The 20977-nt window shown below is 62.8% G+C and carries 16 protein-coding genes; 7 read left to right on the top strand and 9 right to left on the bottom strand.

Features of this window, described 5'->3' with window-relative positions; translation table 11 throughout:
• Window positions 1-48: 48 nt before the first annotated feature.
• The 3 genes from CO667_RS05330 to CO667_RS05340 form a co-directional block, all read right to left on the bottom strand.
• A complete protein-coding gene (locus CO667_RS05330; RefSeq protein WP_097617414.1) occupies window positions 49-1341 on the bottom strand; it encodes an Hsp70 family protein in 1293 nt (430 codons plus the stop codon).
• A 215-nt stretch (window positions 1342-1556) separates the two neighbouring features.
• Window positions 1557-4676 (bottom strand): efflux RND transporter permease subunit, encoded by a 3120-nt coding sequence (locus CO667_RS05335; protein WP_097617415.1) that lies wholly within the window; start codon window positions 4674-4676, stop codon window positions 1557-1559.
• Complete coding sequence (locus CO667_RS05340; RefSeq protein ID WP_097617416.1) at window positions 4673-6028, bottom strand: efflux RND transporter periplasmic adaptor subunit; 1356 nt, start codon at window positions 6026-6028, stop codon at window positions 4673-4675. The genes CO667_RS05335 and CO667_RS05340 overlap by 4 nt, the downstream gene beginning before the upstream one ends.
• Window positions 6029-6332: 304 nt before the next feature.
• On the opposite strand from CO667_RS05340, the gene CO667_RS05345 reads away from it, so the two are divergent.
• The gene (locus CO667_RS05345) at window positions 6333-7211 is read left to right on the top strand and encodes an aminoglycoside phosphotransferase family protein (protein ID WP_097617417.1); all 879 of its coding nucleotides are present in this window, start codon (window positions 6333-6335) and stop codon (window positions 7209-7211) included.
• A 10-nt stretch (window positions 7212-7221) separates the two neighbouring features.
• Here the strand turns inward: CO667_RS05345 and CO667_RS05350 are convergent, their stop codons facing one another.
• Window positions 7222-8010: an SDR family oxidoreductase gene (locus CO667_RS05350; RefSeq protein ID WP_097617418.1), complete on the bottom strand. Its 789-nt coding sequence runs from the start codon at window positions 8008-8010 to the stop codon at window positions 7222-7224.
• 249 nt (window positions 8011-8259) lie between these two features.
• Here CO667_RS05350 and CO667_RS05355 point away from each other — a divergent pair, with 249 nt between their 5' ends.
• Together CO667_RS05355 and CO667_RS05360 are read left to right on the top strand one after the other, a co-directional pair.
• Entirely contained in the window at window positions 8260-9924 is a 1665-nt protein-coding gene (locus CO667_RS05355) for an electron transfer flavoprotein-ubiquinone oxidoreductase (protein ID WP_097617419.1), read from the top strand.
• Window positions 9925-10059: 135 nt separating this feature from the next.
• Window positions 10060-10674, top strand: a complete 615-nt coding sequence (locus CO667_RS05360) for a L,D-transpeptidase (RefSeq protein ID WP_097617420.1) — start codon at window positions 10060-10062, stop codon at window positions 10672-10674.
• Between the two features lie 72 nt (window positions 10675-10746).
• Here CO667_RS05360 and CO667_RS05365 read toward each other — a convergent pair whose 3' ends face one another.
• Complete coding sequence (locus CO667_RS05365; protein ID WP_097617421.1) at window positions 10747-11652, bottom strand: DMT family transporter; 906 nt, start codon at window positions 11650-11652, stop codon at window positions 10747-10749.
• 95 nt (window positions 11653-11747) lie between these two features.
• Here CO667_RS05365 and CO667_RS05370 point away from each other — a divergent pair, with 95 nt between their 5' ends.
• The gene (locus CO667_RS05370) at window positions 11748-12269 is read left to right on the top strand and encodes an Lrp/AsnC family transcriptional regulator (protein ID WP_179874069.1); all 522 of its coding nucleotides are present in this window, start codon (window positions 11748-11750) and stop codon (window positions 12267-12269) included.
• A gap of 238 nt (window positions 12270-12507) precedes the next feature.
• Here CO667_RS05370 and mgtE read toward each other — a convergent pair whose 3' ends face one another.
• Both mgtE and CO667_RS05380 read right to left on the bottom strand, forming a co-directional pair.
• The gene (gene mgtE / locus CO667_RS05375) at window positions 12508-13881 is read right to left on the bottom strand and encodes a magnesium transporter (RefSeq protein ID WP_097617423.1); all 1374 of its coding nucleotides are present in this window, start codon (window positions 13879-13881) and stop codon (window positions 12508-12510) included.
• A gap of 311 nt (window positions 13882-14192) precedes the next feature.
• On the bottom strand, window positions 14193-15206 hold the full coding sequence (locus tag CO667_RS05380) for a zinc-binding alcohol dehydrogenase family protein (RefSeq protein ID WP_097617424.1): 1014 nt from the start codon (window positions 15204-15206) through the stop codon (window positions 14193-14195).
• 103 nt (window positions 15207-15309) lie between these two features.
• Between CO667_RS05380 and CO667_RS05385 the strand changes: the two genes are divergently transcribed.
• Window positions 15310-15714: a helix-turn-helix domain-containing protein gene (locus CO667_RS05385; RefSeq protein ID WP_097617425.1), complete on the top strand. Its 405-nt coding sequence runs from the start codon at window positions 15310-15312 to the stop codon at window positions 15712-15714.
• Here CO667_RS05385 and CO667_RS05390 read toward each other — a convergent pair.
• Entirely contained in the window at window positions 15673-16899 is a 1227-nt protein-coding gene (locus CO667_RS05390; RefSeq protein ID WP_097617426.1) for an MFS transporter, read from the bottom strand. The genes CO667_RS05385 and CO667_RS05390 overlap by 42 nt on opposite strands.
• A gap of 300 nt (window positions 16900-17199) precedes the next feature.
• Here CO667_RS05390 and CO667_RS05395 point away from each other — a divergent pair, with 300 nt between their 5' ends.
• Window positions 17200-18144 carry a diacylglycerol kinase family protein gene (locus CO667_RS05395; protein ID WP_097617427.1) on the top strand — a complete coding sequence of 315 codons (945 nt, stop codon included), beginning with the start codon at window positions 17200-17202 and terminating at the stop codon, window positions 18142-18144.
• A gap of 18 nt (window positions 18145-18162) precedes the next feature.
• On the opposite strand, the gene CO667_RS05400 is transcribed toward CO667_RS05395, so the two are convergent.
• A complete protein-coding gene (locus CO667_RS05400; protein ID WP_097617428.1) occupies window positions 18163-19515 on the bottom strand; it encodes a glutamine synthetase family protein in 1353 nt (450 codons plus the stop codon).
• A gap of 83 nt (window positions 19516-19598) precedes the next feature.
• On the opposite strand from CO667_RS05400, the gene CO667_RS05405 reads away from it, so the two are divergent.
• Window positions 19599-20966 carry an aspartate aminotransferase family protein gene (locus CO667_RS05405; RefSeq protein WP_097617429.1) on the top strand — a complete coding sequence of 456 codons (1368 nt, stop codon included), beginning with the start codon at window positions 19599-19601 and terminating at the stop codon, window positions 20964-20966.
• The last annotated feature ends 11 nt before the right edge of the window (window positions 20967-20977 follow it).

The following is a 20977-nucleotide window of genomic DNA, read 5'->3' on the forward strand; positions in this document are numbered from 1 at the left end:
ACTGTGGCATGGAAAGGGCAGGCGACAGATTGCCCGCCCTTGCCGGCGCTATTGCACAGTCCATTGCGCGATGTCGTCGCGTTCGCCGATCAGCGCCAGGCCGTGGGCGATCGACAACAGCTCGCCGCCGCTCTCGATCTTGTCGCTGTCGAAGCGCTCGGTGAAGATGCGCCGCACCGCCGGCACGAAGGAGGTGCCGCCGGTCAGGAACACCTTGTCGATCTCCGCGGACGTCGTCTCGGTCTTGTCAAGCACGTCGTCGAGCGCCCCTTCGATACGGGCGAGGTCATCGACGATCCAGCTTTCGAAATCGCTGCGCTTGATCGTGCGACGACCGCCGCGGCCGAGCGGCGCGAAATCGAACGGCGCCTCTTCGGCGGAGGAAAGCGCCATCTTGGTTGCAGAGACGGCCTGATAGAGCGGATAGCCCTCGTCATGGTCGATCAAGTCGACGAAGATTTCCAGTTTCTCCGGTTCCAGGCTGGTGCGCACCAGCTTCTTGAGATCCTCGAATTCCCGCGAGGTCTTGAAGATCGACAGCTGGTTCCAGCGGCTGAAGCTCGCATAGTAGTTTGACGGCACCTCAAGGATCTTGTCGAAGCTCTTGAAATGGCTACCCTTGCCGATCTGCGGCGCGACGATGTTGTCGATCATGCGCGCATCGAAATGGTCGCCGGCCACACCGACACCCGAATGGCCGATCGGCGTTGCCGTCAGTTTGCCGGCCCTGGTCTCGAAGCGGATCAGCGAATAGTCCGTCGTACCGCCGCCGAAGTCGGCGACGAGCACGGTCGCATCGGACTTCAGGTTCTGCGCGAAGTAGAAGGCGGCCGCAACCGGCTCGTAGACATAATGAATTTCCGGAAAGCCGAACCGCGTCAGCGCCTCGTTGTAGCGCAGCACTGCAAGCGCCGGGTCCGGATTGGCGCCGGCGAAATGCACCGGACGGCCGGCGATGATGCGGCTGGTCTCATCGGGCCAACTCTCGCCTGCGTAATGGCGGAGGCGCCGGATGAAGATTTCCATCAGGTCTTCGAAGCTCTGCCGCTTGCCGAAGATGATTGTGCCCTGGAAGAGCGCGCTGGCGGCAAAGGTCTTGATCGACTGCAGGAAACGGCAGTCGCCGGGATTGTCGATGAACTGGCGGATCGCCGCATGGCCCGCCTCCACCTTCAGCGCCGAAGCCCCGAGCTGCGCGTCCTTCATGAAGGACAGCGCCGTGCGCATGCTGTCGGCCGTACCCGCTGTGCTCGTGAACGCCATCGAGCGTGTCGCCCCGCCATCCGCCATGGCGAGAACCGTATTCGTCGTGCCGAAGTCCAAACCCAGCGCCTGAGCCATGCCCGCACCTCTTCATGCCGATTGTTGTTGGAGACGGAGCGTTGCTCCGCAGGGGCGTGCGAACGCCCGGATCAAGGAGGGCGGGTGATGCCACAGAGGCGTGACACATTCAAGAGGAGCGGAAGTTGATGTGATCGAGGCGCACTTCTTCTCCCGGTGGAAGAAGAAGTGCGCCTCAGGGGCTGATCGGCTATGCCGAACTCAGAGGGCCGTCATCACTCGGCAGCCATTGCCCTTGCCTCCTGCACCACAGGCTCCTCGACCTTCTTTCCGCCGATCAGGCGGCCGAGGAAATTGCCGAAGCGGTCCATCTCGACGAAGATGACCGGGGTGATGAACAGCGTCAGCATCTGCGAGACGATCAGGCCGCCGACGACGGCGATGCCGAGCGGCTGGCGCAGCTCCGAGCTTGCGCCGGTGCCGAGCGCGATCGGCAGGGCGCCGAGCAGGGCGCAGAAGGTCGTCATCATGATCGGCCGGAAGCGGCGCACGCAGGCCTCGTGGATCGCCGCCGTCGCCTTTTCGCCCGTCGTGCGCATCGTCTCCACCGCCACGTCGATCATCATGATCGCGTTTTTCTTGACGATGCCGATCAGCATCAGCAGGCCGATGAGGGCGATGATCGACAGGTCGAAGCCCATGATCTTCAACGCCAGCAGCGCACCGAAGGCCGCCGCCGGCAGGCCGGAGAGGATGGTGAGCGGATGGATGAAGCTCTCATAGAGCACGCCGAGCACGACATAGATGGTCAGAATGGCCGCCAGGATCAGATAGGGCGTATTGCCCTGCGACTGCTGGAAGATCTCCGCCGTGCCGCCATAGGAGGTGAAGACGTCTGCCGGAACGCTGATGTCCTTCTTGATCTGATCGATCGCCGCCGTGGCATTGCTGAGCGACACGCCTTCCGGCAGGTTGAAGGAAACCGTGGTCGAGACCAGCTGGCCCGTCTGGTTGATGGTCACCGGGCCGGTGGTGCGCTGCACATGCGCGAAGTTCGACAGCGGCACCAGGCTGCCATTGGAGGAGGCGACGCGGATCTCCGACAGCTTCTGGTCGTCCCAGGGTTTGCTGGTGTCGTATTCGACGATGACGTCGTAGCTGTCGCCGGTCGACTGGATTTCCGCCGCCGCATAGCCGCTGAAGGATTCCTGCAGCGTCGTGCGCAGCGTGTCGTTGTCGATCCCGTAAGCGGCTGCCCGCTCGGTATCGATGACGATATTGGCCTGCAGGGCGTTGTTCTGGGCATCCGAGGTCACATCGGTGAACAGGCTTCGCTCGCCACGCATCGCCGCCTGGATCTTGCCGGCCCACAGGTTGGTCTGGTCGGCGCTCAGCGCCTGCACCACCAGCTGATACTGGCTGGCGGTCTGGCGGCCGCCGAAGCGCAGGCTCTGGTTCGGCGTCACGAAGGCCTGCAATCCGGGGATCTTGTTGATCGCCGTGCGCAGCTCGCGCAGCGTCTGGTCAAGCGGCGGACGCTCCTTCTTGTCCTTGAGCTCGACGAACATCGAGCCGTTGTTCTGCGGTTTGTTCGGGTTGCCGCCGATCGTCGACATCACGTGATTGACCGCCGGGTTCGCCTTGACGGCGGCTGCCGCCTGCAGCTGCAGCGCCTCCATGGCGGAATAGGAAATGTCCTGCCGGGCCTGGGTGCTGATTGTCAGGCGGCCGATATCTTCCTGCGGGAAGAAGCTCGTCGGCAGCGTCATGAAGAAATAGACCGTCAGCGCCACCGAGCCGAGGAAAACCCCGAGGATGGTCAGGCGATGCCGCAGGCACCAGCCCACCGCCCTGTCATAGCCGTTGAGCGTCCGCTCGAAGCCGGCATCGAAGATACGGATGAGGAGCGGCGGGCGGCTATGGTTGTTGGAGAGCCGCGAGCCGAGCATCGGCGTCACCGTCAGCGAGACGATCGCCGATGAGATGATGGCGATCGCGACCACCATGCCGAATTCGTTGAATACCCGGCCGACGACGCCGCCCATCAGCAGGATCGGGATGAACACCGCGATCAGCGAAACCGACATGGAAATGATGGTGTAGCTGACTTCGCCGGCACCCTTGATCGCCGCTTCCCGCACCGGCATGCCTTCCTCGACATGGCGCAGGATGTTTTCCAGCATGACGATCGCGTCGTCCACCACCAACCCCACCGCGAGCGTCAGCCCGAGCAGCGAGATGTTGTCGATGCTGTAGCCGAGCACATACATCATGCCGAAGGTCGAGATCAGCGACAGCGGAACGGCAAGCCCCGGAATGATCGTTGCGGTGGCATGGCCGGTGAAGAGGTAGATGACCAGAACGACGAGACCGATCGTCAGAAGCAGCGTGAATTTCACGTCGGCAATGGCGGCGCGAATCGGTTTTGCGGCATCGTTCATGACGACGGTGTTGACCGAAGGCGGAATTTCCGCGTGCAGCTGCGGCAGCTTGGCGTTGATCGCATCGACGACATCGACCGTGTTGGCATCCGGCTGGCGCTGGATGGCGAGGATGATGCCGCGCTGGCCGTCATACCAGCTGCCGGTATACTGGTTCTCGACGCTGTCCTGTACATCGGCGATATCGCCAAGGTGGATCGGCGCGCCGTTCGGATTGGCAATGACCAGCGAGCGGAATTGTTCGGCGTTGGTGCGTTGCGTGTTCGCCGTGATGGTCATGCTCTGCGAATTGTTCTGCAGCGTGCCCACCGGCTGCTGGCTGTTGGCCGCAGACAGCGCCTTGTTGACGGTATCGATGCCGATGCCGCGGGTGAGCAGCTTGTTGGGATCGACCTCGACGCGCACGGCATAGGTCTGCGCACCATAGACGCTGACCTGGGCAACGCCCGGAAGTGTCGACAGCGACGGCGAGATGATGTCCTCGGCGATCTCGTCGAGCTTGCTGCGCGGCATGGTGTTGCTCTGCACCGAGAGCAGCATGACAGGCGCATCGGCCGGGTTGGTCTTCCGGTAGCTCGGCGGCGTCGTCAGGTTGTCGGGCAGTTGCCGGGTCGCATGCGAGATCGCCGCCTGCACGTCGGCTGCAGCGGCGTCGATATCGCGGTTGAGATCGAACTGCAGCACGATGCTGCTGCTGCCGAGCGAGCTCGAGGCGCTGATTTCGCTGATCCCGGGAATGGTCTCGAACTGCTTGATCAGCGGTGTCGCAACCGACGTCGCCATCGTCTGCGGCGAGGCGCCGCTCAGCTGCGCCGAAACGTTGATGGTGGGAAAATCGACCTGGGGCAGGGCAGCGACCGGCACGAGCTGGTAACCGGCAAGGCCGGCCAGAATGACGCCGATGGCAAGCAGCGTCGTCGCGACGGGGCGCTGGATACAGAAATTGGGGATCATTGCTGAGCTCCCACCGCGATCGTCTCGGATTGCTGCTGTTGCCGAGGCTCTTCGGCGGAGGCGACATCAAGCGCCTTTTCGTCGAACTGCTCGTTGATCGCCTGCTGGTCGCTGAGCTGGCCCTGGCCCTCGACGACGACATGGTCGCCGGCCTGAAGGCCGGTTTCGATGGCGGTGAAGCCGCCATTGGCGCGGGCAACGGTCACCGGCGTCAGATGCGATTTGCCGTCCTTGGCGACGAAGGCGAAGAAACCGTCCGGGCCGGGGCTGACGGCAACCGTCGGCACCACCACCTGCTGTTCGTCATTGTTGAAATGCACCACGATGTTGACCGATTGGCCGGGCCAGAGCGCGCCGGAGGCATTCTCGAATTTCGCCTTGGCGAGGATCGTGCCCGAGGCCGTGTCGACCGTGTTGTCGTAGAAGCTGATCTCGCCCTTGCGGACTTGTCCCTTGGTGGAAGCGGGAACCGTGCTGACCTCGACCGGACCCGCTGCCAGAGCTTTCTTCAGCACACGCAGATAGCGTTCCTGCAGGTGGAATTTCACATAGATCGGATCGTATTTGGCGATGGTGACGATTGCCGAGCCGGCATTGAGGAAGGCGCCCTTGCTGATGGCGATATCGCCGAGCCGGCCGTCGAAGGGCGCGCGGATGTCGGTGTTCTCGAGGATGATCTGATCGGAGGCAAGCGACGCCTTGTCGGCATCGACGGTGGCCGCAGCGGTGTCGCGGGCGGCGACCGCCTGGTCGAGGCTCTGCTGGGTGCCGGCCTTCTGATTGAAGAGGTCCTGTGCGCGCGTCAAAGCGGTTTCTGATTCCGCAAGGGTTGCCGTGTCCCGGACGATCATCGCATTGTCCTTGTCGACGCTCGCCTTGGCCGTCCGGTCGTCCAGCTTGGCGATCAGATCGCCGGCTTTGACGGTTGCCCCATCCTGCGCATTGATGCTGACGATCAGGCCCTGTTCCTGTGCGGCGATGGTCGTGTTGTCATCGGCATCCGCCCAGCCGGAAGCCGTCACATCCGTCGGCAGCGTCGTTTTTACCGCCGCGACGGTTTTGACGACGGTCGGGCCACCGCCGCCACGTCTGCGCCCGCCGCCCTGATGTTGCCCACCGTTCTGCGCTTGATCGGCCTGCGCTTGATCGGCCTGCGCCTGATCGCCCTGTGCCCGATCGCCCTGTGTCTGATCACCATGGGCCTGCTGCCCGCCGCCATTGCCGCCGGCCGGCTGCTTGATGAACTGCGAGAGGTAGGGAATGCGGGAGGCATAGGGGACCAGATTCCCGAATTGCCAGACGCCGACGGCGGCAACTGCGATAATGCTGACGGTGATCCAAAATTTCTTCATGGGCGAGACCGGTTTTTGGGCAAGGTTGCGGGGGCAAGGTTGCGAATTTTATGCCCTGATAGAGCCGCTTATATTGCGGCGCAAAAAAGACATAATTCCCGGTTCGCGATCACTAAGTGGTTATAACGGCTTAAATTTTTGTAATGAATATTCCGTAATATTCAAACTATACTAATATAGACCCAGAGTAACTCGATGCCGTTCGACGGCGCGGGGGCAGGCGGCTCATGACGAGACGAAATCAACCCGCAAGCCGTCGATTGCGCGGAGAGGAACAGGGAAAAACCAAAGAAGGCAGGCCGTCATGACCGAGTTGAACGCCAGCGAATTTCGCTCTCTCATAACAAGCGTGTTTCCTGAACTCACGGCCTCCGTCTTCAAGCTGGCGGCGAAGGGCTGGGATTCACTTGCCGTCGACGTCGATGACACGCTGATCTTCAAATTTCCCCGCCATTCGGGCGCTGAACGAGCGCTTGTGAAGGAAGCCGCTTTGCTCGATATCGTTCGGCCGTCGCTGTCGATCGCGGTTCCCGACATGCGCATTCATGACGGACCGCCGATCTTCTCCAGCCATGCCAAGCTCGAAGGCGAACATCTGATTGCCGAAGATTACGATGCGCTTGGCGAAGGCGATCGTCAGCACCTTGCCGATGATCTCGCCCGTTTTTACGCCGAGTTGCATGTGCTCGATGCCGATCGCCTGCGCTCGGCCGGCGCCGGCCTGATCGAGGCCTGGCAATCGCCGGATGCGGTGCGAACGAAGGCTTTGCCGCTGCTGCCGCCCGACATCGGCAGCTTTGCACAGGCCATTATTTCCGATTTCGAAGCCCTGCCGCCTGATCCCCACGGCAAGACCTACGGCTTCTTCGACGGTCATGGCTGGAACATGGCCTTCGATCATGCGCACAGGAGGCTCAACGGCATTTACGATTTCGCCGATTCAGGTTTTGGCCCGCTGCACCAGGAATTCATCTACTCGAATTTCATCTCGCCGGATCTGACCGCCCGCATCGTATCGGCCTATGAAATGCTGACCGGACGCAAGCTCGACCGGCGGCGCATTGCGATCCTGACCGGCTTCCATCGTCTTTCCGAACTCGCCGAGATCGCAGACGATCCGGCCCATGTCGGATTGATGGTGCAAAATGTTGCGACATGGGCCGCCGCCGCTCACGTCGCCTGAGGCACAGCCGTCAGACCGATCGTGCCGCGCCGCCGTCGCAGCGGATCAGCGAGCCGGTGATGTAGCTTGCCGGCTGGCTGCAGAGGAAGGCGGCCGTTGCGGCAAATTCCTCCACCCTGCCGTAGCGGCCGACCGGAATGCGCGCTTCCTTGTCGGTACGGACCTCTTCGAGGCTCTTGCCCGTCCGCTTTGCCGCCGCCCCGTCGAGATCGTCGAGCCGTGCGGTCAGGATGCTGCCCGGCAGCAGCAGGTTGGTGGTAACGCCGAATCCGGCCACCTCAGAGGCAAGTGTCTTGCTCCAGCCGGCAAGGGCAGGGCGCAGCGTATTCGACAGCGCCAGATTGGCGATCGGTTCGATCACGCCGGAGGAGGCGACCGTCAGGATGCGGCCCCAGCCCTGCGCCTTCATGCCGGGCAGCAGCGCATTGGTGAGCGTAATCACACGGGCGACCATGGAGAGGAAATAGGTCTCGAGTTTTTCGCCCGTCATGTCCTCGGTCGTGCCGGGCGTCGGCCCGCCGGTATTGTTGACGAGGATATCGAGCCCGCCGAATTTCTCCTTCACCGCCGCCGTCGCCGTTTCGACGAAGCGTTCATCGCCGAGGTCGGCCCAGATCCAGTCGGCCCGGCCTTTGCCTTCGCTATTGATCGCCTTGCAATTGGCCTCCAGCTGCTCGCCGCTGCGTCCACAGAGCAGCACGTTTGCGCCCTCGCGCGCCAGTGCCACGGCGATGCCGAGGCCGAGCCCACGCGAGGAGGCGAGGACGAGCGCGCGTTTGCCTGTGATGCCGAGATCCATGATTGTCCTCCAATATTTCTAGGCGATGTATAAGGCGCAAGCGGCGGAAAAGGAAAGGGAGCCTGATCGGTTCGGCAACGTTGAAAATTGATGTTGACGTAAACGTTATATAATTTTGCCCTCCGAGGCATATGATTGTGCGAATTGAAGATTGGCTGTCGTATCCCGGCTCGACAATGCTTTCTCGTTTTGACAAGAAAGTGACCATGCAGGGATGACGGCCGCGTGCGGCCAAGCGGAGACGAGTGAATGACCGAGACGACTGAGCTGCCCGAACGCGAGAGCATGGAATTCGACGTCGTGATCGTCGGCGCGGGGCCGGCCGGCCTGTCTGCCGCGATCCGGCTGAAGCAGGTCAATCCGGAACTCTCGGTCGTCGTGCTGGAGAAGGGCGCGGAAGTTGGCGCGCATATCCTGTCGGGCGCCGTCGTCGATCCGATCGGCATCGACCGGCTGCTGCCCGGTTGGCGTCAAGAGGCGGATCACCCCTTCAAGACCGAGGTGACGGCCGACCACTTCCTGCTGCTCGGCCCGGCCGGTTCGATCCGCCTGCCGAATGTGCTGATGCCGCCCTTGATGAACAATCACGGCAATTACATCGTCTCGCTCGGAAACGTCTGTCGGTGGCTGGCCACCAAGGCCGAAGAACTCGGCGTCGAGATCTATCCGGGCTTTGCCGCCACCGAAGTGCTCTACAATGAAGAGGGCGCGGTGATCGGCGTCGCCACCGGCGACATGGGCATCGAAAAGAACGGCGAGCCCGGCCCGAACTATACCCGCGGCATGGAACTGCTCGGCAAATATACCCTGATCGGCGAGGGCGTGCGCGGCTCGCTCGCCAAGCAGCTGATCGCCAAGTTCGATCTGCAGAAGGATCGCGAACCGCAAAAGTTCGGCATCGGCATCAAGGAGCTCTGGCAGGTCAAGCCCGAGCACCATCGGCAGGGCCTGGTGCAGCACTCCTTCGGCTGGCCGCTCGGCATGAAGACCGGCGGCGGTTCCTTCCTCTATCACCTCGAAGACAATCTGGTGGCGGTCGGTTTCGTCGTCCACCTGAACTACAAGAACCCCTATCTCTATCCTTTCGAGGAATTCCAGCGCTTCAAGACGCATCCGGCGATCCGCACCACCTTCGAGGGCGGCAAGCGGTTGTCCTATGGGGCGCGTGCGATCACCGAGGGCGGTTATCAGTCGGTGCCGAAGCTGAGCTTCCCCGGCGGCGCGCTAATCGGCTGTTCGGCCGGTCTGGTCAACGTGCCGCGCATCAAGGGCAGCCACAATGCGGTGCTGTCGGGCATGCTGGCGGCGGAGAAGCTGGCGGCGGCGATCGAAGCTGGCCGCAGCCATGACGAGGTCGCCGAGATCGAAAACGAATGGCGCAAGGGCGACATCGGCAAGGATCTGGAGCGGGTGCGCAACGTCAAGCCGCTGTGGTCGAAGTTCGGCACCGCCCTCGGCGTGGCGCTCGGCGGCTTCGACATGTGGACCAATACGCTGTTCGGCTTTTCGTTCTTCGGCACGCTTGGTCACGGCAAGACCGACGCGCAGAGCCTGGAGCCGGCCTCCATGCACAAGCCGATCGCCTATCCGAAGCCGGACGGCGTCCTGACCTTCGACCGGCTGTCCTCGGTGTTCCTGTCGAACACCAATCACGAGGAGGACCAGCCGGTGCATCTGCAGGTCAAGGACATGGCGCTGCAGAAGCGTTCGGAGCACGACATCTATGCCGGCCCGTCGACGCGTTACTGTCCGGCCGGCGTCTATGAATGGGTGGAGAAGGATGGGCAGCAGACCTTCGTCATCAACGCCCAGAACTGCGTGCACTGCAAGACCTGCGACATCAAGGACCCCAACCAGAACATCAACTGGGTGCCGCCGCAGGGCGGCGAGGGGCCGGTCTATCCGAACATGTGAGGCGGATTAACTCCGCCTCGACAATTTTCACGTGCTGACGCCTTCGTGATCGCTTGTTGCGGGCGGCCGTTAGCCGTTCATTAACCATAATCTCCTTAGCTTGCGACATCTTCTTGACGCACTAAGGACACATTCATGACGATCTCGCGCCGGGGCTTCCTGATCGCTCTGCCCCTTTTTGTCGCCGGCTGCTCTTCGACCGGCTTGAACAGCCAGACGAATTACGCCGCACTTCCGGATGAAAAATTCCCGTTGAAGCAGGTGCCGATCGACAGGATCAAGCCGGAACTCCGCCGCCAGGAAGTGGCCTATGAAACCACGCACGCTGCCGGCACCGTGGTGGTCGATACCCCGGCGCGGCGCGCCTACTACGTTCTCGGTGACGGCAGGGCGATGCGCTACGGCGTCGGTGTCGGCCGCGAGGGGCTGGCATTTGCCGGCGATGCCTATATCGGGCGCAAGGCCGAATGGCCGAGCTGGACGCCCACCGAAAACATGCAGCGCCGCGAAGAGCGCTATCGCAAGCTCGCCGGCGGCATGCCGGGCGGCCCGAACAACCCGCTCGGCGCCCGGGCGATGTATCTCTATCGCGGCGGCGGCGACACGCATTTCCGCATTCATGGCACCAACCAGCCGCAATCGATCGGTCTTGCCATGTCGAGCGGCTGTATCCGCATGATGAATCACGATGTGATCGACCTCTATAGCCGCGTCGAGGTCGGCGCCAGGGTCGTCGTCATCCAGGCCTAAGCAGCATTTCGGTTGAAAAGCCGCCGCAGCGATCGCTGCGGCGGCTTTTGACGTGTTGGTTCCTGGCAGATCTCAGCGGCGTGGCGCGGCGATACCCGTCGACAACGCCACGCCGATGCCGGTGATCACGGCGGCGCTGATTTCGGTGAGGCCGATCGGTTCGCCAAGCAGGAAGCCGCCGCCAAGCGTTGCCAGCACCGGCGTCAGCGCCGTGAAGGCGGCGGCCTGTGTCCCGCCGAGTCTTCTGACGGCGGTGCCGTAGGCCAGCATGGCGACGAGGCCGGAAAGAACGCCCTGGCTCAGCGCCTGCAGACCGATTTCCGAAAGAGGAGCCTGCGGCAGCGAGACGCCGAAGGCGAGGGCAAGCCCGCCCATGATCAGGAAGGACCAGACGGCGATCAGTGCGCTGGCTTGCACGGCCGTCAGACCGGAGCGGCGGAAGGCATGGGTATAGCTTGCCCACAAAACGGCGCCTGCCGGCAGCAGCACGAAGCTCGTCCACGGCAGCGAGGCGCCCGTCAGGCTATGTGTGAGCAGGATCAGCACGCCGGCGACGATTGCGGCAAGCCCGGCGATGCGCGTGACGTCAGGTCTCTCGCCAAACAGCGCAATCCCGATCAGCGCAGCGGCGAGCGGCATCGAGCCGCCGAGCAGAATGCCTGACGAGGCAGCCGGCGTCGAATGAATTGCCAGCGTGGTCAGCAGGAAGAAGACGGCGCCCGAGCCGGCGACCATGATCGCCAGCAGATGCAGCGGCAGGGCCTTCGGCAGCAATCCGGTCTTCAACCAGACCGGCGAAAGCACCAGCGCCGGAATTCCGAAGCGGATCAGCCCGATGTCGATCGAGCCGAGCGGCGTTGCGGCGCTATGGCGGGTGACAAGGAACCATGTCGCCCAGATCAGTACGGTAACAGTGCCGCCGGCATAGCCCAGTGCCTGCGATGGCGACTTGTCGTTGGAAAATGCAATGGTGCTCATCGTCCTGTCCTTTCCCTGGTCCGGAGCCTCTCCGGTTGAGAAAAGACTAGCGCCAGAGGGCAGGGCATGTCCTTGCTATCTCTGGCTCAAAAATCATGCTAGACGCAATCTTCTGCCAATTAGTGCCGACAGGAATCGCGAAAATGCCAAATCTCGATAAATTCGATATCGCCATCCTGAAGTGCCTGCAGGAGGATGCACGGGCCACCAATGTCGAGATCGCCGAGAAGGTGAACCTGTCGCCGTCGCCCTGCCTGCGCCGCATCCGCAATCTCGAACGCTCCGGCATCATCCGCGGCTACACGGCCGATATCGACCGCAAGGAGGTCGGTCTCGGCCTGACCGTCTTCGTCGAATTCAAGGTCGTCCACCACAGCCGCGAAAATTCCGAGGCGCAGCAGAAGGCGCTGCTCGCCATCCCAGAGATCGTCTCCTGTTTCCTGATTTCGGGCACGGCCGATTTCCTCGCCGAAGTGGTGGTGGAGGATCTCGCCGCCTATGAGCGGCTTCTGACGGAAACGCTGCTGACTCTGCCGAATGTCAGCGAGTTCCGCTCCAACTTCGCCATCCGCAGCATCAAGACGCATGGGCCGTTGAAGCTGCCCGAGGCGAAATAGTTCCCCCTCGGGCGTGCGGTCGATTGTTCGGTGTCATCTTCGGTCCGGGAGATTGCCGATGCCGGCCCCTCATCCGCCTGCTGGCACCTTCACCTTCTCCCCGTAAACGGGGCGAAGGGGATATGCCGCGACCTCTCCGTTCCTCGCCCACCTCTCGCAGGGAACGTCCCCTCTCCCCGTCAGAACGGGGAGAGGGTTAGGGTGAGGGGCAGCCCTCGGGTCTTGCCGTTTGCAAGCGCTACAGCAACGTCCCGCTGAGGATGAGCAGCGCCACCGAGAAATAGATGACGAGCCCGGTGACGTCGACCAGCGTGGCGACAAAGGGAGCGGAGGCGCTGGCCGGATCGAGCCGCAGTTTCTGCAGCAGGAAGGGCAGCATCGAGCCGCAGATCGAGCCGAAGGTGACGATCCCGATCAGGGCAGCAAACACCGTGATGGCGACCATCTGCCAGTGCGGGCCGTAATCGTAGAGCCCGGCCGACTGCCAGAAGACGATGCGGATGAAGCCGACGAGGCCGAGGATGGCGCCGAGCACGATGCCGGTCGGCAGTTCGCGCAACAGCACCTTCCACCAGTCGGAAAGCTTCAGCTCGCCGAGCGCCAAGGCCCGGATGATCAGCGACGTCGCCTGCGAACCGGAATTGCCGCCGGAGCTCATGATCAGCGGGATGAACAGCGTCAGCACCACGGCCTTCTCAAGCTCGCCTTCGAAATGCTGCATGGCGCTTGCCGTCAGCATCTCGCCGAGGAAGAGGGCAGCGAGCCAGCCGGCGCGCTTGCGGATCATACCGGCGAAGCCGATCTTCATATAGGGCTGGCCGAGCGCTTCCATGCCGCCGAACCGCTGGGCCGCTTCTGTCGTGTCCGAGATCATCGTATCGATCACGTCGTCGACGGTGACGATGCCGAGCACCTGCCCATGCTCGTCGGTGACCGGCAGGGCGAGCAGGTCGTGCTTGCGGATCAGCCGGGCGACATCCTCCTGCTTCATCAGCGGATCGGCCGAAACCGGCGTGCCCTTCTGCGCCACCGAGAGGATGGAAGCCTCTGGCTCGCCGGTAATCAGCCGGCGCAGCGTCACCACATGCATGAGCGCATGGCTGATCTCGTCGAGCACGTAGATCGCATAGACGGTCTCGCGCGAGCGTTCGACCTGGCGCACATGGTCGAGTGTCTGGGCGACGGTCCAGCTATCGGGCACGCTGACGAATTCCGTCGTCATGATGCCGCCGGCCGTGCGCGGCGGATAGCCCATCAGATGCTGGATGGCGATGCGCACCGGCTCGTCGAGGCTGGAGAACAGCCGGGCGCGGGTCTCGCCGTCGAGTTCGAGCAGCACGTCGGCGACGCGGTCGTTCGACATGCCGTGCAGCAGCCGGGCGGCATCCTCGGCACCCATCAGTGCCAGGATCTGTGCGGCGTTGCGAAGCTCCGGCCGGTCGAGAATGTTGACGGCATAGTCGAGCGGCATGCCTGATAGCACGCGGCCGGCGTCCTGGACGCTCAGCGCGTTCAACGCATCGACGTGTTCGGCGATCGTTGCGCCGCGGCTATTGTTGATGAAGGCACGGGCGGCATGGCCTGCCCGAAGAGGGAAGCGATTGATATTCATTTAAGGCTCGCCTTTCCGTCGATCCGCCGTAGCGTCCGATCGGGCGAGCCGACAGGAGTCGGTCAGCGCACGAGGGCCGCGTACGGCAAAGGCAATCGACTGCTACTGTCGCTTGGCATCGTTAAGATGGCTCCGTTGAAATCCGCGGAAGACAAGTGCCGTCCGCGTGAGATGCTAGGTGGTCCCGAACGCGAAAAAAGTCAAGCGGGGTAAATGCTTAACGCCAGAATGTCGCACCCGGCGATGCGGCATTCCAGGCGGGTACGGTTTATACGACCTTGCGGGAAACACCGGGCCTGCTGGCTGCGATCTCAGAATCCTGCAAGCACCGCTTTGCCCTTCATCCTGCCGCTTTCGACCATGGCATGCGCCGTCTTGAGGTTTCTCGCATTGATCGGCCCGACGATTTCTGAAAGCGTCGTGCGGATTTTTCCGCCGTCGACCAGCTCGGAAATCTTGTTCAGCAGCTTGTGCTGCTCGATCACGTCAGGCGTGCCGTAGAGCGGGCGGGTGAACATCAGCTCCCAATGAACGGACACGGCCTTGCGCTTGAAGGGCACGATGTCGAGGGTCTTCGGATCGTCGATCAGCGCGAAGCGGCCTTGCGGCGCAATCGCTTCGACGATGTCGCCGATATGGCTGTCGGTATTGGTGGTCGAGAATATGAATCCCGGCGCGCCGATGCCGAGCGCTGCCACCTGCGGCGCGATCGGTTTGGAATGGTCGACGACGTGATGCGCGCCGAGTTCCTTCACCCAGTCCTGCGTTTCCGGTCGCGAGGCCGTGGCGATCACCGTCAGGTCGGTCAATGCCCGGGCGATCTGAATGGCGATCGAGCCGACGCCGCCAGCGCCGCCGATGATCAGGATGGATCGTCCAGCTCCCGAAACTGCGTCCTGCACCTTCAGTCGGTCGAACAGCGCCTCGTAGGCCGTAATCGAGGTCAGCGGCAGAGCGGCCGCGGCCGCGAAATCGAGGCTCTTCGGTTTGGCGCCGACGATGCGCTCGTCGACGAGATGAAATTCGGCATTGCTGCCCGGGCGGCTGATGACGCCGGAGTAGAACACCTCGTCGCCGGGCTTGAACAGGGTGACATCAGCGCCGATGGCCTTGACGATGCCGGCGGCATCCCAGCCGAGCACCTTGAGTTCGTCTGCGGGCGGCGCGGAATGGGCGCGCACCTTCACGTCGACGGGATTGACCGAAACGGCTTTGATCTCGACGAGCAGATCGTGGCCCCCAGCCTCCGGCATCGGCAGCTCGACATCGATCAGCGAGGTTTCGGCGGAGATCGGTTGGGGCGTTTTATAGGCGACGGCGCGCATGGGAAACTCCTGTGTTCGTTGCACGGAAGCTAGATGCGCACTATGTTCTGACAACGCAAGAATGCACAAATTCTGTACGTAGTACCCAAAAGGATACTGTAAAATGTCATTGCCGCGCGCCAAGCTCGTCAAGAATTTCCCCGGCTGCCCGGTCGAAGCGACGCTGACTTACCTCGACGGGAAGTGGAAGGGCGTGATCCTCTTTCACCTGATGCAAGGAACCCTGCGCTTCAATGAATTGCGGCGCAAGCTGCCGGCGGTGACCCAGCGCATGCTGATCAAGCAACTGCGTGAACTGGAAGAGTCCGGTCTGGTATCACGCACCGTCTATCCGGTCGTGCCGCCGAGGGTCGAATATGCAATGACACCGCTCGGCATGACGCTGAAGCCTGTCATCCAGGCGTTGGCCGCCTGGGGTGACGATTATGTCTTCTGCAGCCCGGAAGGCTGCGAGCTGCGCCTGGCCTCAGACGGCCTGCGCGCTCCGGTCGCGGCGCTCGAGGCGTAGCGAGGCGGCAAAGACGAAGAGGCCGAGGAAGGACAGAGCCGCGCCGACATAACCGGTTGCCGCAAAACCGTAGCCCCAGGCGATGACGAGGCCGCCGAGCCAGGCGCCGATCGCATTGGCGATGTTGAAGGCGGAATGGTTGGACGCGGCGGCCAGCGTCTGCGCATCGGCGGCGACATCCATCAGCCGCGTCTGTAGCGCCGGGCCGGCGGCAAAACCGCAGCCGACGAGGAAGACGCAAAGGCCGAGCATATAGGGATTGGCGGCGGTCAGCGAGAAGGTGGTCAGCACGACGATATTGTAGACGAGCGAGCCGCCGATCGTGCCAAGCAGCGACTTGTCGGCAAGCCACGAGCCGATGAAGTTACCGGCATTCATACCGACACCGAAGAGCACCAGCATGATCGGAACGGCTGTTGCCGGCAGCATCGCCACCTCGGTCGCCGTCGAGGCGATATAGCTGAACATCGCAAACATGCCGCCATAACCGACGGCGGCGATGCCGAGCGTCAGCCACACCTGCGGCCGGCGGAAGGCGCCGAGTTCGCGCAGGAACCCGGCATCCTCGGAAACCCGGTCCTTCGGAACGTAGAACCAGATCAGCGCCACGGTCAGCAGACCGAGCACGCCGACGGAGAGAAACGCCACCTGCCAGTCGAGCGACTGGCCGAAGAATGTCGTCAACGGCGTGCCGAGAAGGGTGGCGACGGTCAGGCCGAGCATGACGCGGCCGACGGCCCGGGCGCGGCGATGCACCGGCACCATCGAGGCGGCGACAAGGGCGGCGACGCCGAAATAGGCGCCATGCGGCAGGCCGCTGATGAAACGCAGCAGCGTGAAACTTTCGAAGCTCGGCGCCATGGCGCTCAGGATATTGCTGGCGGCAAAGATCAGCATCAATACCAGGAGCAGCGTCCGGCGCGCCATCTTGGCGGCGAGCACGGCGATGACCGGCGCGCCGACGACGACGCCGAGCGCATAGGCGCTGATGACATAACCGGCCTGCGGCGTCGTCACCGAGAAAGTGTAGGCGACATTGGGCAAGAGCCCCATGATCGCGAATTCGCCGGTGCCGATGCCGAAGCCGCCACAGGCGAGCGCCAACTGAACCAGCGCCACTGTCGTTGCCGACGGCAGAGCTTCACCCTGGCTGTCGATGGAATCATTGACGGTGATCTCACTCACGAGAGTTCCTCGATGCGGTTTTCTGCTTGGCAATGACCCCTGGCGCAAGCGCGGCCGCGGGGCGATCGTAAAATGGCGGGAGGCGGAGGCCGATGCCTCCAATGTTTTATCTATCTCTAACGTTCCGGTTGGCGTCGAGTGCATTTTTTGCAGTGCAGCGTCCTGCTATGTGCATACGTCTATTGCAATTTTTGCATTTCTGTCATGTCTCACGGGAGGCGGAGGCGCTTGAAATCGGCGATATCGCAACCATCTCAGGGCAAAGGCAGGATTGTTTCCGCGCCAGAGACAGGAACCCTTATGAAGCTTGTAGGCTTTTTCAATCGCGACGGCGGTACGTTCAAGACCACCGACATGCTGGCCTACGAAAAGAGGGCGGAGGAAGCATTCCGCGACGCAGGGCACGATTTCGACGCCATCGTCTTCTCCGGAAAGGAAATCATTCCCGCGATGGAGCGGGCGGCCAAGCGCGACGATATCGACGGGATCGTCGCCGGCGGCGGCGACGGCACGATTTCGGCGGCGGCCTCGATCGCCTGGAAAAACGGCATTGCGCTCGGCGTCGTGCCCGCCGGCACGATGAACCTCTTTGCCCGCTCGCTGCGTGTGCCGCTCGATATCTGGCAGGCGCTCGATGTGCTTGCCACCGGCGAGATCGACAATGTCGATATTGCCAGCGCCAACGGCCGGCCCTTCATTCACCAGTTTTCCGCCGGCCTGCATGCCCGCATGGTGCGCTACCGTAACGCCTACAGCTATCGTTCCCGGCTGGGCAAGATCCGGGCAAGCACAAAGGCGGCCTTGAGCGTCATCTTCAATCCGCCGGAATTCGAGGTCGATTTCGAGGCGGCCGGCATGCGGGAGCGTCGCAGGGTGTCGGCGATCTCGGTCTCCAACAATCCTTTTGGCGAGAACGCGCTGCTCTACGCCGACAATCTGACAAGCGGCGAACTCGGCTTCTACACGGCAAATCCGCTGAAGCCTCTGGGTGTCGCCCGTCTCGCCGTCGATATGCTGCGCGGCAAGTTCCGCGAGAATGCCGACGTCATGGTGATGCATCCGGCCGAAGTGCACCTGCATTTCCCGAAGCTGCGCTTCAAGGCCAATTGCGTCATGGACGGTGAGTTGCTGCCGCTCGAACGCGATGTCTCGATCCGGCTGCATCCGGGCGAATTGAAGGTTCTCGTCAAGCAGGGTCTTGCGGCGCAGGTGCACGCCAGCGAACGCCGTGAGCCCGCCGCGTAAACCGGCCCCGCGTAGGTTTCAGAGCCGCGGCAGATAGGTGCGGTAGTCGAAATCCGAGACGGTGCGCAGATGCGCCAGCGCTTCCTTGCGCTTGGTGTCGCCATAGAGCGCCTGATATTGATCGCCGAAGATATCGGCAATGAAGGGCGAGGTGCGGAAGGTTTCGACGGCGGTGAGGAAATCATGCGTGAGCCGGGCCGTATTCGGCGGCGTGTGCGAGGGCGTCGTCTCTTCGCCGGGGTCGAGTTCGCCATCGAGACCTGTGAGCATGCCGCCGAGGATCGCCGCGAGCAGCAGATAGGGATTGGCGTCGGCGCCGGCGACGCGGTGCTCGATGCGGGCGGCCGGCCCGTCCTTGTCGGGTATGCGGATCGCCGTGCCGCGATGGCCGCTGCCCCAGGTCAAGTCGACGGGCGCGAACGAACCCGGCTGGAAGCGCCGGTAGGAATTGGCGAAGGGGGCGAAGATCAGCTGCGCCTCGCGCATGGTATTGAGCAGGCCCGCCGTGGCCGATTTGAGCCGCTTCGGCTCACCGCCTTTGGCATCGAGGATGTTGCGGCCTTGCCGGTCGATGACGCTCGCATGCACATGCAGGCCGGAGCCGGCATGGTCGGAATAGGGTTTGGCCATGCAGGTCGATTTCAGCCCGTGCCGGCGTGCTGCCTGTTCGGCTATGCGTTTGAGACAGAGGCAATCGTCGGCGGCTGCCAGCGCATTCGGGCGGTGCAGCAGGTTGACCTCGAACTGGCCCGGGCCGAACTCCGCCGTCGTCGCATCCGCCGGCAACCCCTGTGCCCTCGCATAGGCCCTCAGCGTCTGGAGATAATCGTCGAGCGCGTCGACGGCGCTCATGTCGTAAAGCTGGAAGCCGTTCGGTTCGCCGCGATAGGTGAGGTTTCCGGGCGGGGAGGGACGTCCGGTTTCACGCCAGTCTCCGGCCATCACGTAGAATTCCAGCTCGGTCGCCACCACCGGCGTCAGGCCGCGCGAAGCATAGCGCTCCAGCACCGAGGCGAGGATGGCGCGCGGGTCCATGAAGCTCGGGCTGCCGTCGAATTCGTGCATGCTGGCGAGCACCTGCATCGAGCCCTCCGGCGCCCAGGGCATCGGCGCCAGGCTGCGCCGGTCGGCAACGACCATGCCGTCGGGATCGCCAATCGTCAGCGACAGGCCGGTGATGTCGTCATTGTCGTCGCCCCAGATGTCGAGCGATTGCGTCGAGGTCGGCAGGCGGATCTCGCCGGCCCAGACCTTGCCTTGTGCGTCGAGCGGAAGCTGCTTGCCGCGCAGGTCGCCGTTCATGCCGACGATCAGGATCTCGAAACGCGGGTCGCCGCCATCGGTCTTGCCGTCCATCCTGTCGCTCGCCATGACCTTGAAAATCCTCCGGGACAAGGCCAAGCTCCTATCCCATCGATAGCAGCCTTTCAATCCACGAGGGTCTTTCACCAGCCATGCCCGATACTTACCCTCTCTCGAATCTCGCCGCGATCGACGCAGCGCACCACCTGCATCCCTTCGCCGACATGAAGAAATTGAATGCCGAAGGCACGCGCGTCATTCAGCGCGGCGAGGGCGTCTACATCTTCGACAATCACGGCAAGAAATATCTCGACGGCTTTGCCGGCCTCTGGTGCGTCAATATCGGTTATGGTCGCCGGGAGATCACCGAAGCCGTCGCGCGGCAGATGAACGAACTGCCCTATTACAACACCTTCTTTGGGACGACTTCGACGCCGACCGCACTGCTTGCCGAGAAAGTCACCTCTCATGCCGGCGTAGGTTTCAACCATATCTTCTTCACCGGCTCCGGCTCGGAAGCGAACGACACATGGTTCCGCATGGCCCGAGTTTATTGGAGTGCGGTCGGCAAACCGTCGAAGAAGATCGTGATCGCGCGGAAAAACGGCTATCATGGCTCGACCGTCGCCGGCGCCAGCCTCGGTGGCATGAAATACATGCACGAGCAGGGTGACCTGCCGATACCAGGCATCGTCCATATCGGTCAGCCTTACTGGTACGGCGAGGGCGGCGATCTCTCGCCCGATGAATTCGGTCTGAAGGTCGCACGCGAACTCGAAGCCAAGATCGACGAGCTGGGCGAGGAAAATGTCGCCGCCTTCGTCGCCGAACCGGTGCAGGGGGCCGCGGGTGTCATCATCCCGCCCGAGACCTACTGGCCGGAGATCGACCGGATCTGCAAGGCGCGCAATATCCTGCTCGTGACCGACGAAGTGATCTGCGGTTTCGGTCGCCTGGGGTCCTGGTTCGGCCATCAGCATTTCGGCGTCGAGCCCGATCTCGCGCCGATCGCCAAGGGACTTTCCTCAGGCTATCTGCCGATCGGCGGCGTGCTCGTCAGCGACCGCATCGCTGATGTGCTGATCAATGAGGTCGGCGACTTCAATCATGGCTTCACCTATTCCGGTCATCCGGTCTGCGCCGCCGCGGCCCTCGAAAATCTGCGCATCATCGAGGAGGAAAGGTTGGTCGAACGCGTGCGCGACGATATCGGCCCGTATTTCAGCAGGGCCTGGGCCGCACTGGCAGAGCATGATCTCGTCGGCGCTGCTGACAGCATCGGCCTGATGGGCGGATTGCAGCTTGCCGCCGAAAAGAGCACGCGCACCCGGTATGAAAAGCCCGATCAGGTCGGTTCGCTGGTGCGCAACCACGCGCTGGCAAATGGCCTTGTCCTGCGCGCCACCGGTGACCGTATGCTGGCCTCGCCGCCGCTCGTCATCAGCCATGCGGAGGTGGATGAGATGGCTGAAATCACCAGGCTGGCGCTGGATGCAGCTTGGAAGGAACTGAAATCCTGATGCAGCTATGT

It is taken from the genome of Rhizobium sp. L43 (assembly GCF_002531725.1).
In the GTDB taxonomy this organism is placed as follows: domain Bacteria; phylum Pseudomonadota; class Alphaproteobacteria; order Rhizobiales; family Rhizobiaceae; genus Rhizobium.

Excerpts from the sequence above, each read along its gene's own strand:
- CO667_RS05330 (WP_097617414.1), bottom strand. The coding sequence starts at position 1,341 with ATGGCTCAGGCGCTGGGTTTGGACTTCGGCACGACGAATACGGTTCTC.
- CO667_RS05335 (WP_097617415.1), bottom strand. The coding sequence starts at position 4,676 with ATGATCCCCAATTTCTGTATCCAGCGCCCCGTCGCGACGACGCTGCTT.
- CO667_RS05340 (WP_097617416.1), bottom strand. The coding sequence starts at position 6,028 with ATGAAGAAATTTTGGATCACCGTCAGCATTATCGCAGTTGCCGCCGTC.
- CO667_RS05345 (WP_097617417.1), top strand. The coding sequence starts at position 6,333 with ATGACCGAGTTGAACGCCAGCGAATTTCGCTCTCTCATAACAAGCGTG.
- CO667_RS05350 (WP_097617418.1), bottom strand. The coding sequence starts at position 8,010 with ATGGATCTCGGCATCACAGGCAAACGCGCGCTCGTCCTCGCCTCCTCG.
- CO667_RS05355 (WP_097617419.1), top strand. The coding sequence starts at position 8,260 with ATGACCGAGACGACTGAGCTGCCCGAACGCGAGAGCATGGAATTCGAC.
- CO667_RS05360 (WP_097617420.1), top strand. The coding sequence starts at position 10,060 with ATGACGATCTCGCGCCGGGGCTTCCTGATCGCTCTGCCCCTTTTTGTC.
- CO667_RS05365 (WP_097617421.1), bottom strand. The coding sequence starts at position 11,652 with ATGAGCACCATTGCATTTTCCAACGACAAGTCGCCATCGCAGGCACTG.
- CO667_RS05370 (WP_179874069.1), top strand. The coding sequence starts at position 11,748 with ATGCTAGACGCAATCTTCTGCCAATTAGTGCCGACAGGAATCGCGAAA.
- mgtE (WP_097617423.1), bottom strand. The coding sequence starts at position 13,881 with ATGAATATCAATCGCTTCCCTCTTCGGGCAGGCCATGCCGCCCGTGCC.
- CO667_RS05380 (WP_097617424.1), bottom strand. The coding sequence starts at position 15,206 with ATGCGCGCCGTCGCCTATAAAACGCCCCAACCGATCTCCGCCGAAACC.
- CO667_RS05385 (WP_097617425.1), top strand. The coding sequence starts at position 15,310 with ATGTCATTGCCGCGCGCCAAGCTCGTCAAGAATTTCCCCGGCTGCCCG.
- CO667_RS05395 (WP_097617427.1), top strand. The coding sequence starts at position 17,200 with ATGAAGCTTGTAGGCTTTTTCAATCGCGACGGCGGTACGTTCAAGACC.
- CO667_RS05400 (WP_097617428.1), bottom strand. The coding sequence starts at position 19,515 with ATGGCGAGCGACAGGATGGACGGCAAGACCGATGGCGGCGACCCGCGT.
- CO667_RS05405 (WP_097617429.1), top strand. The coding sequence starts at position 19,599 with ATGCCCGATACTTACCCTCTCTCGAATCTCGCCGCGATCGACGCAGCG.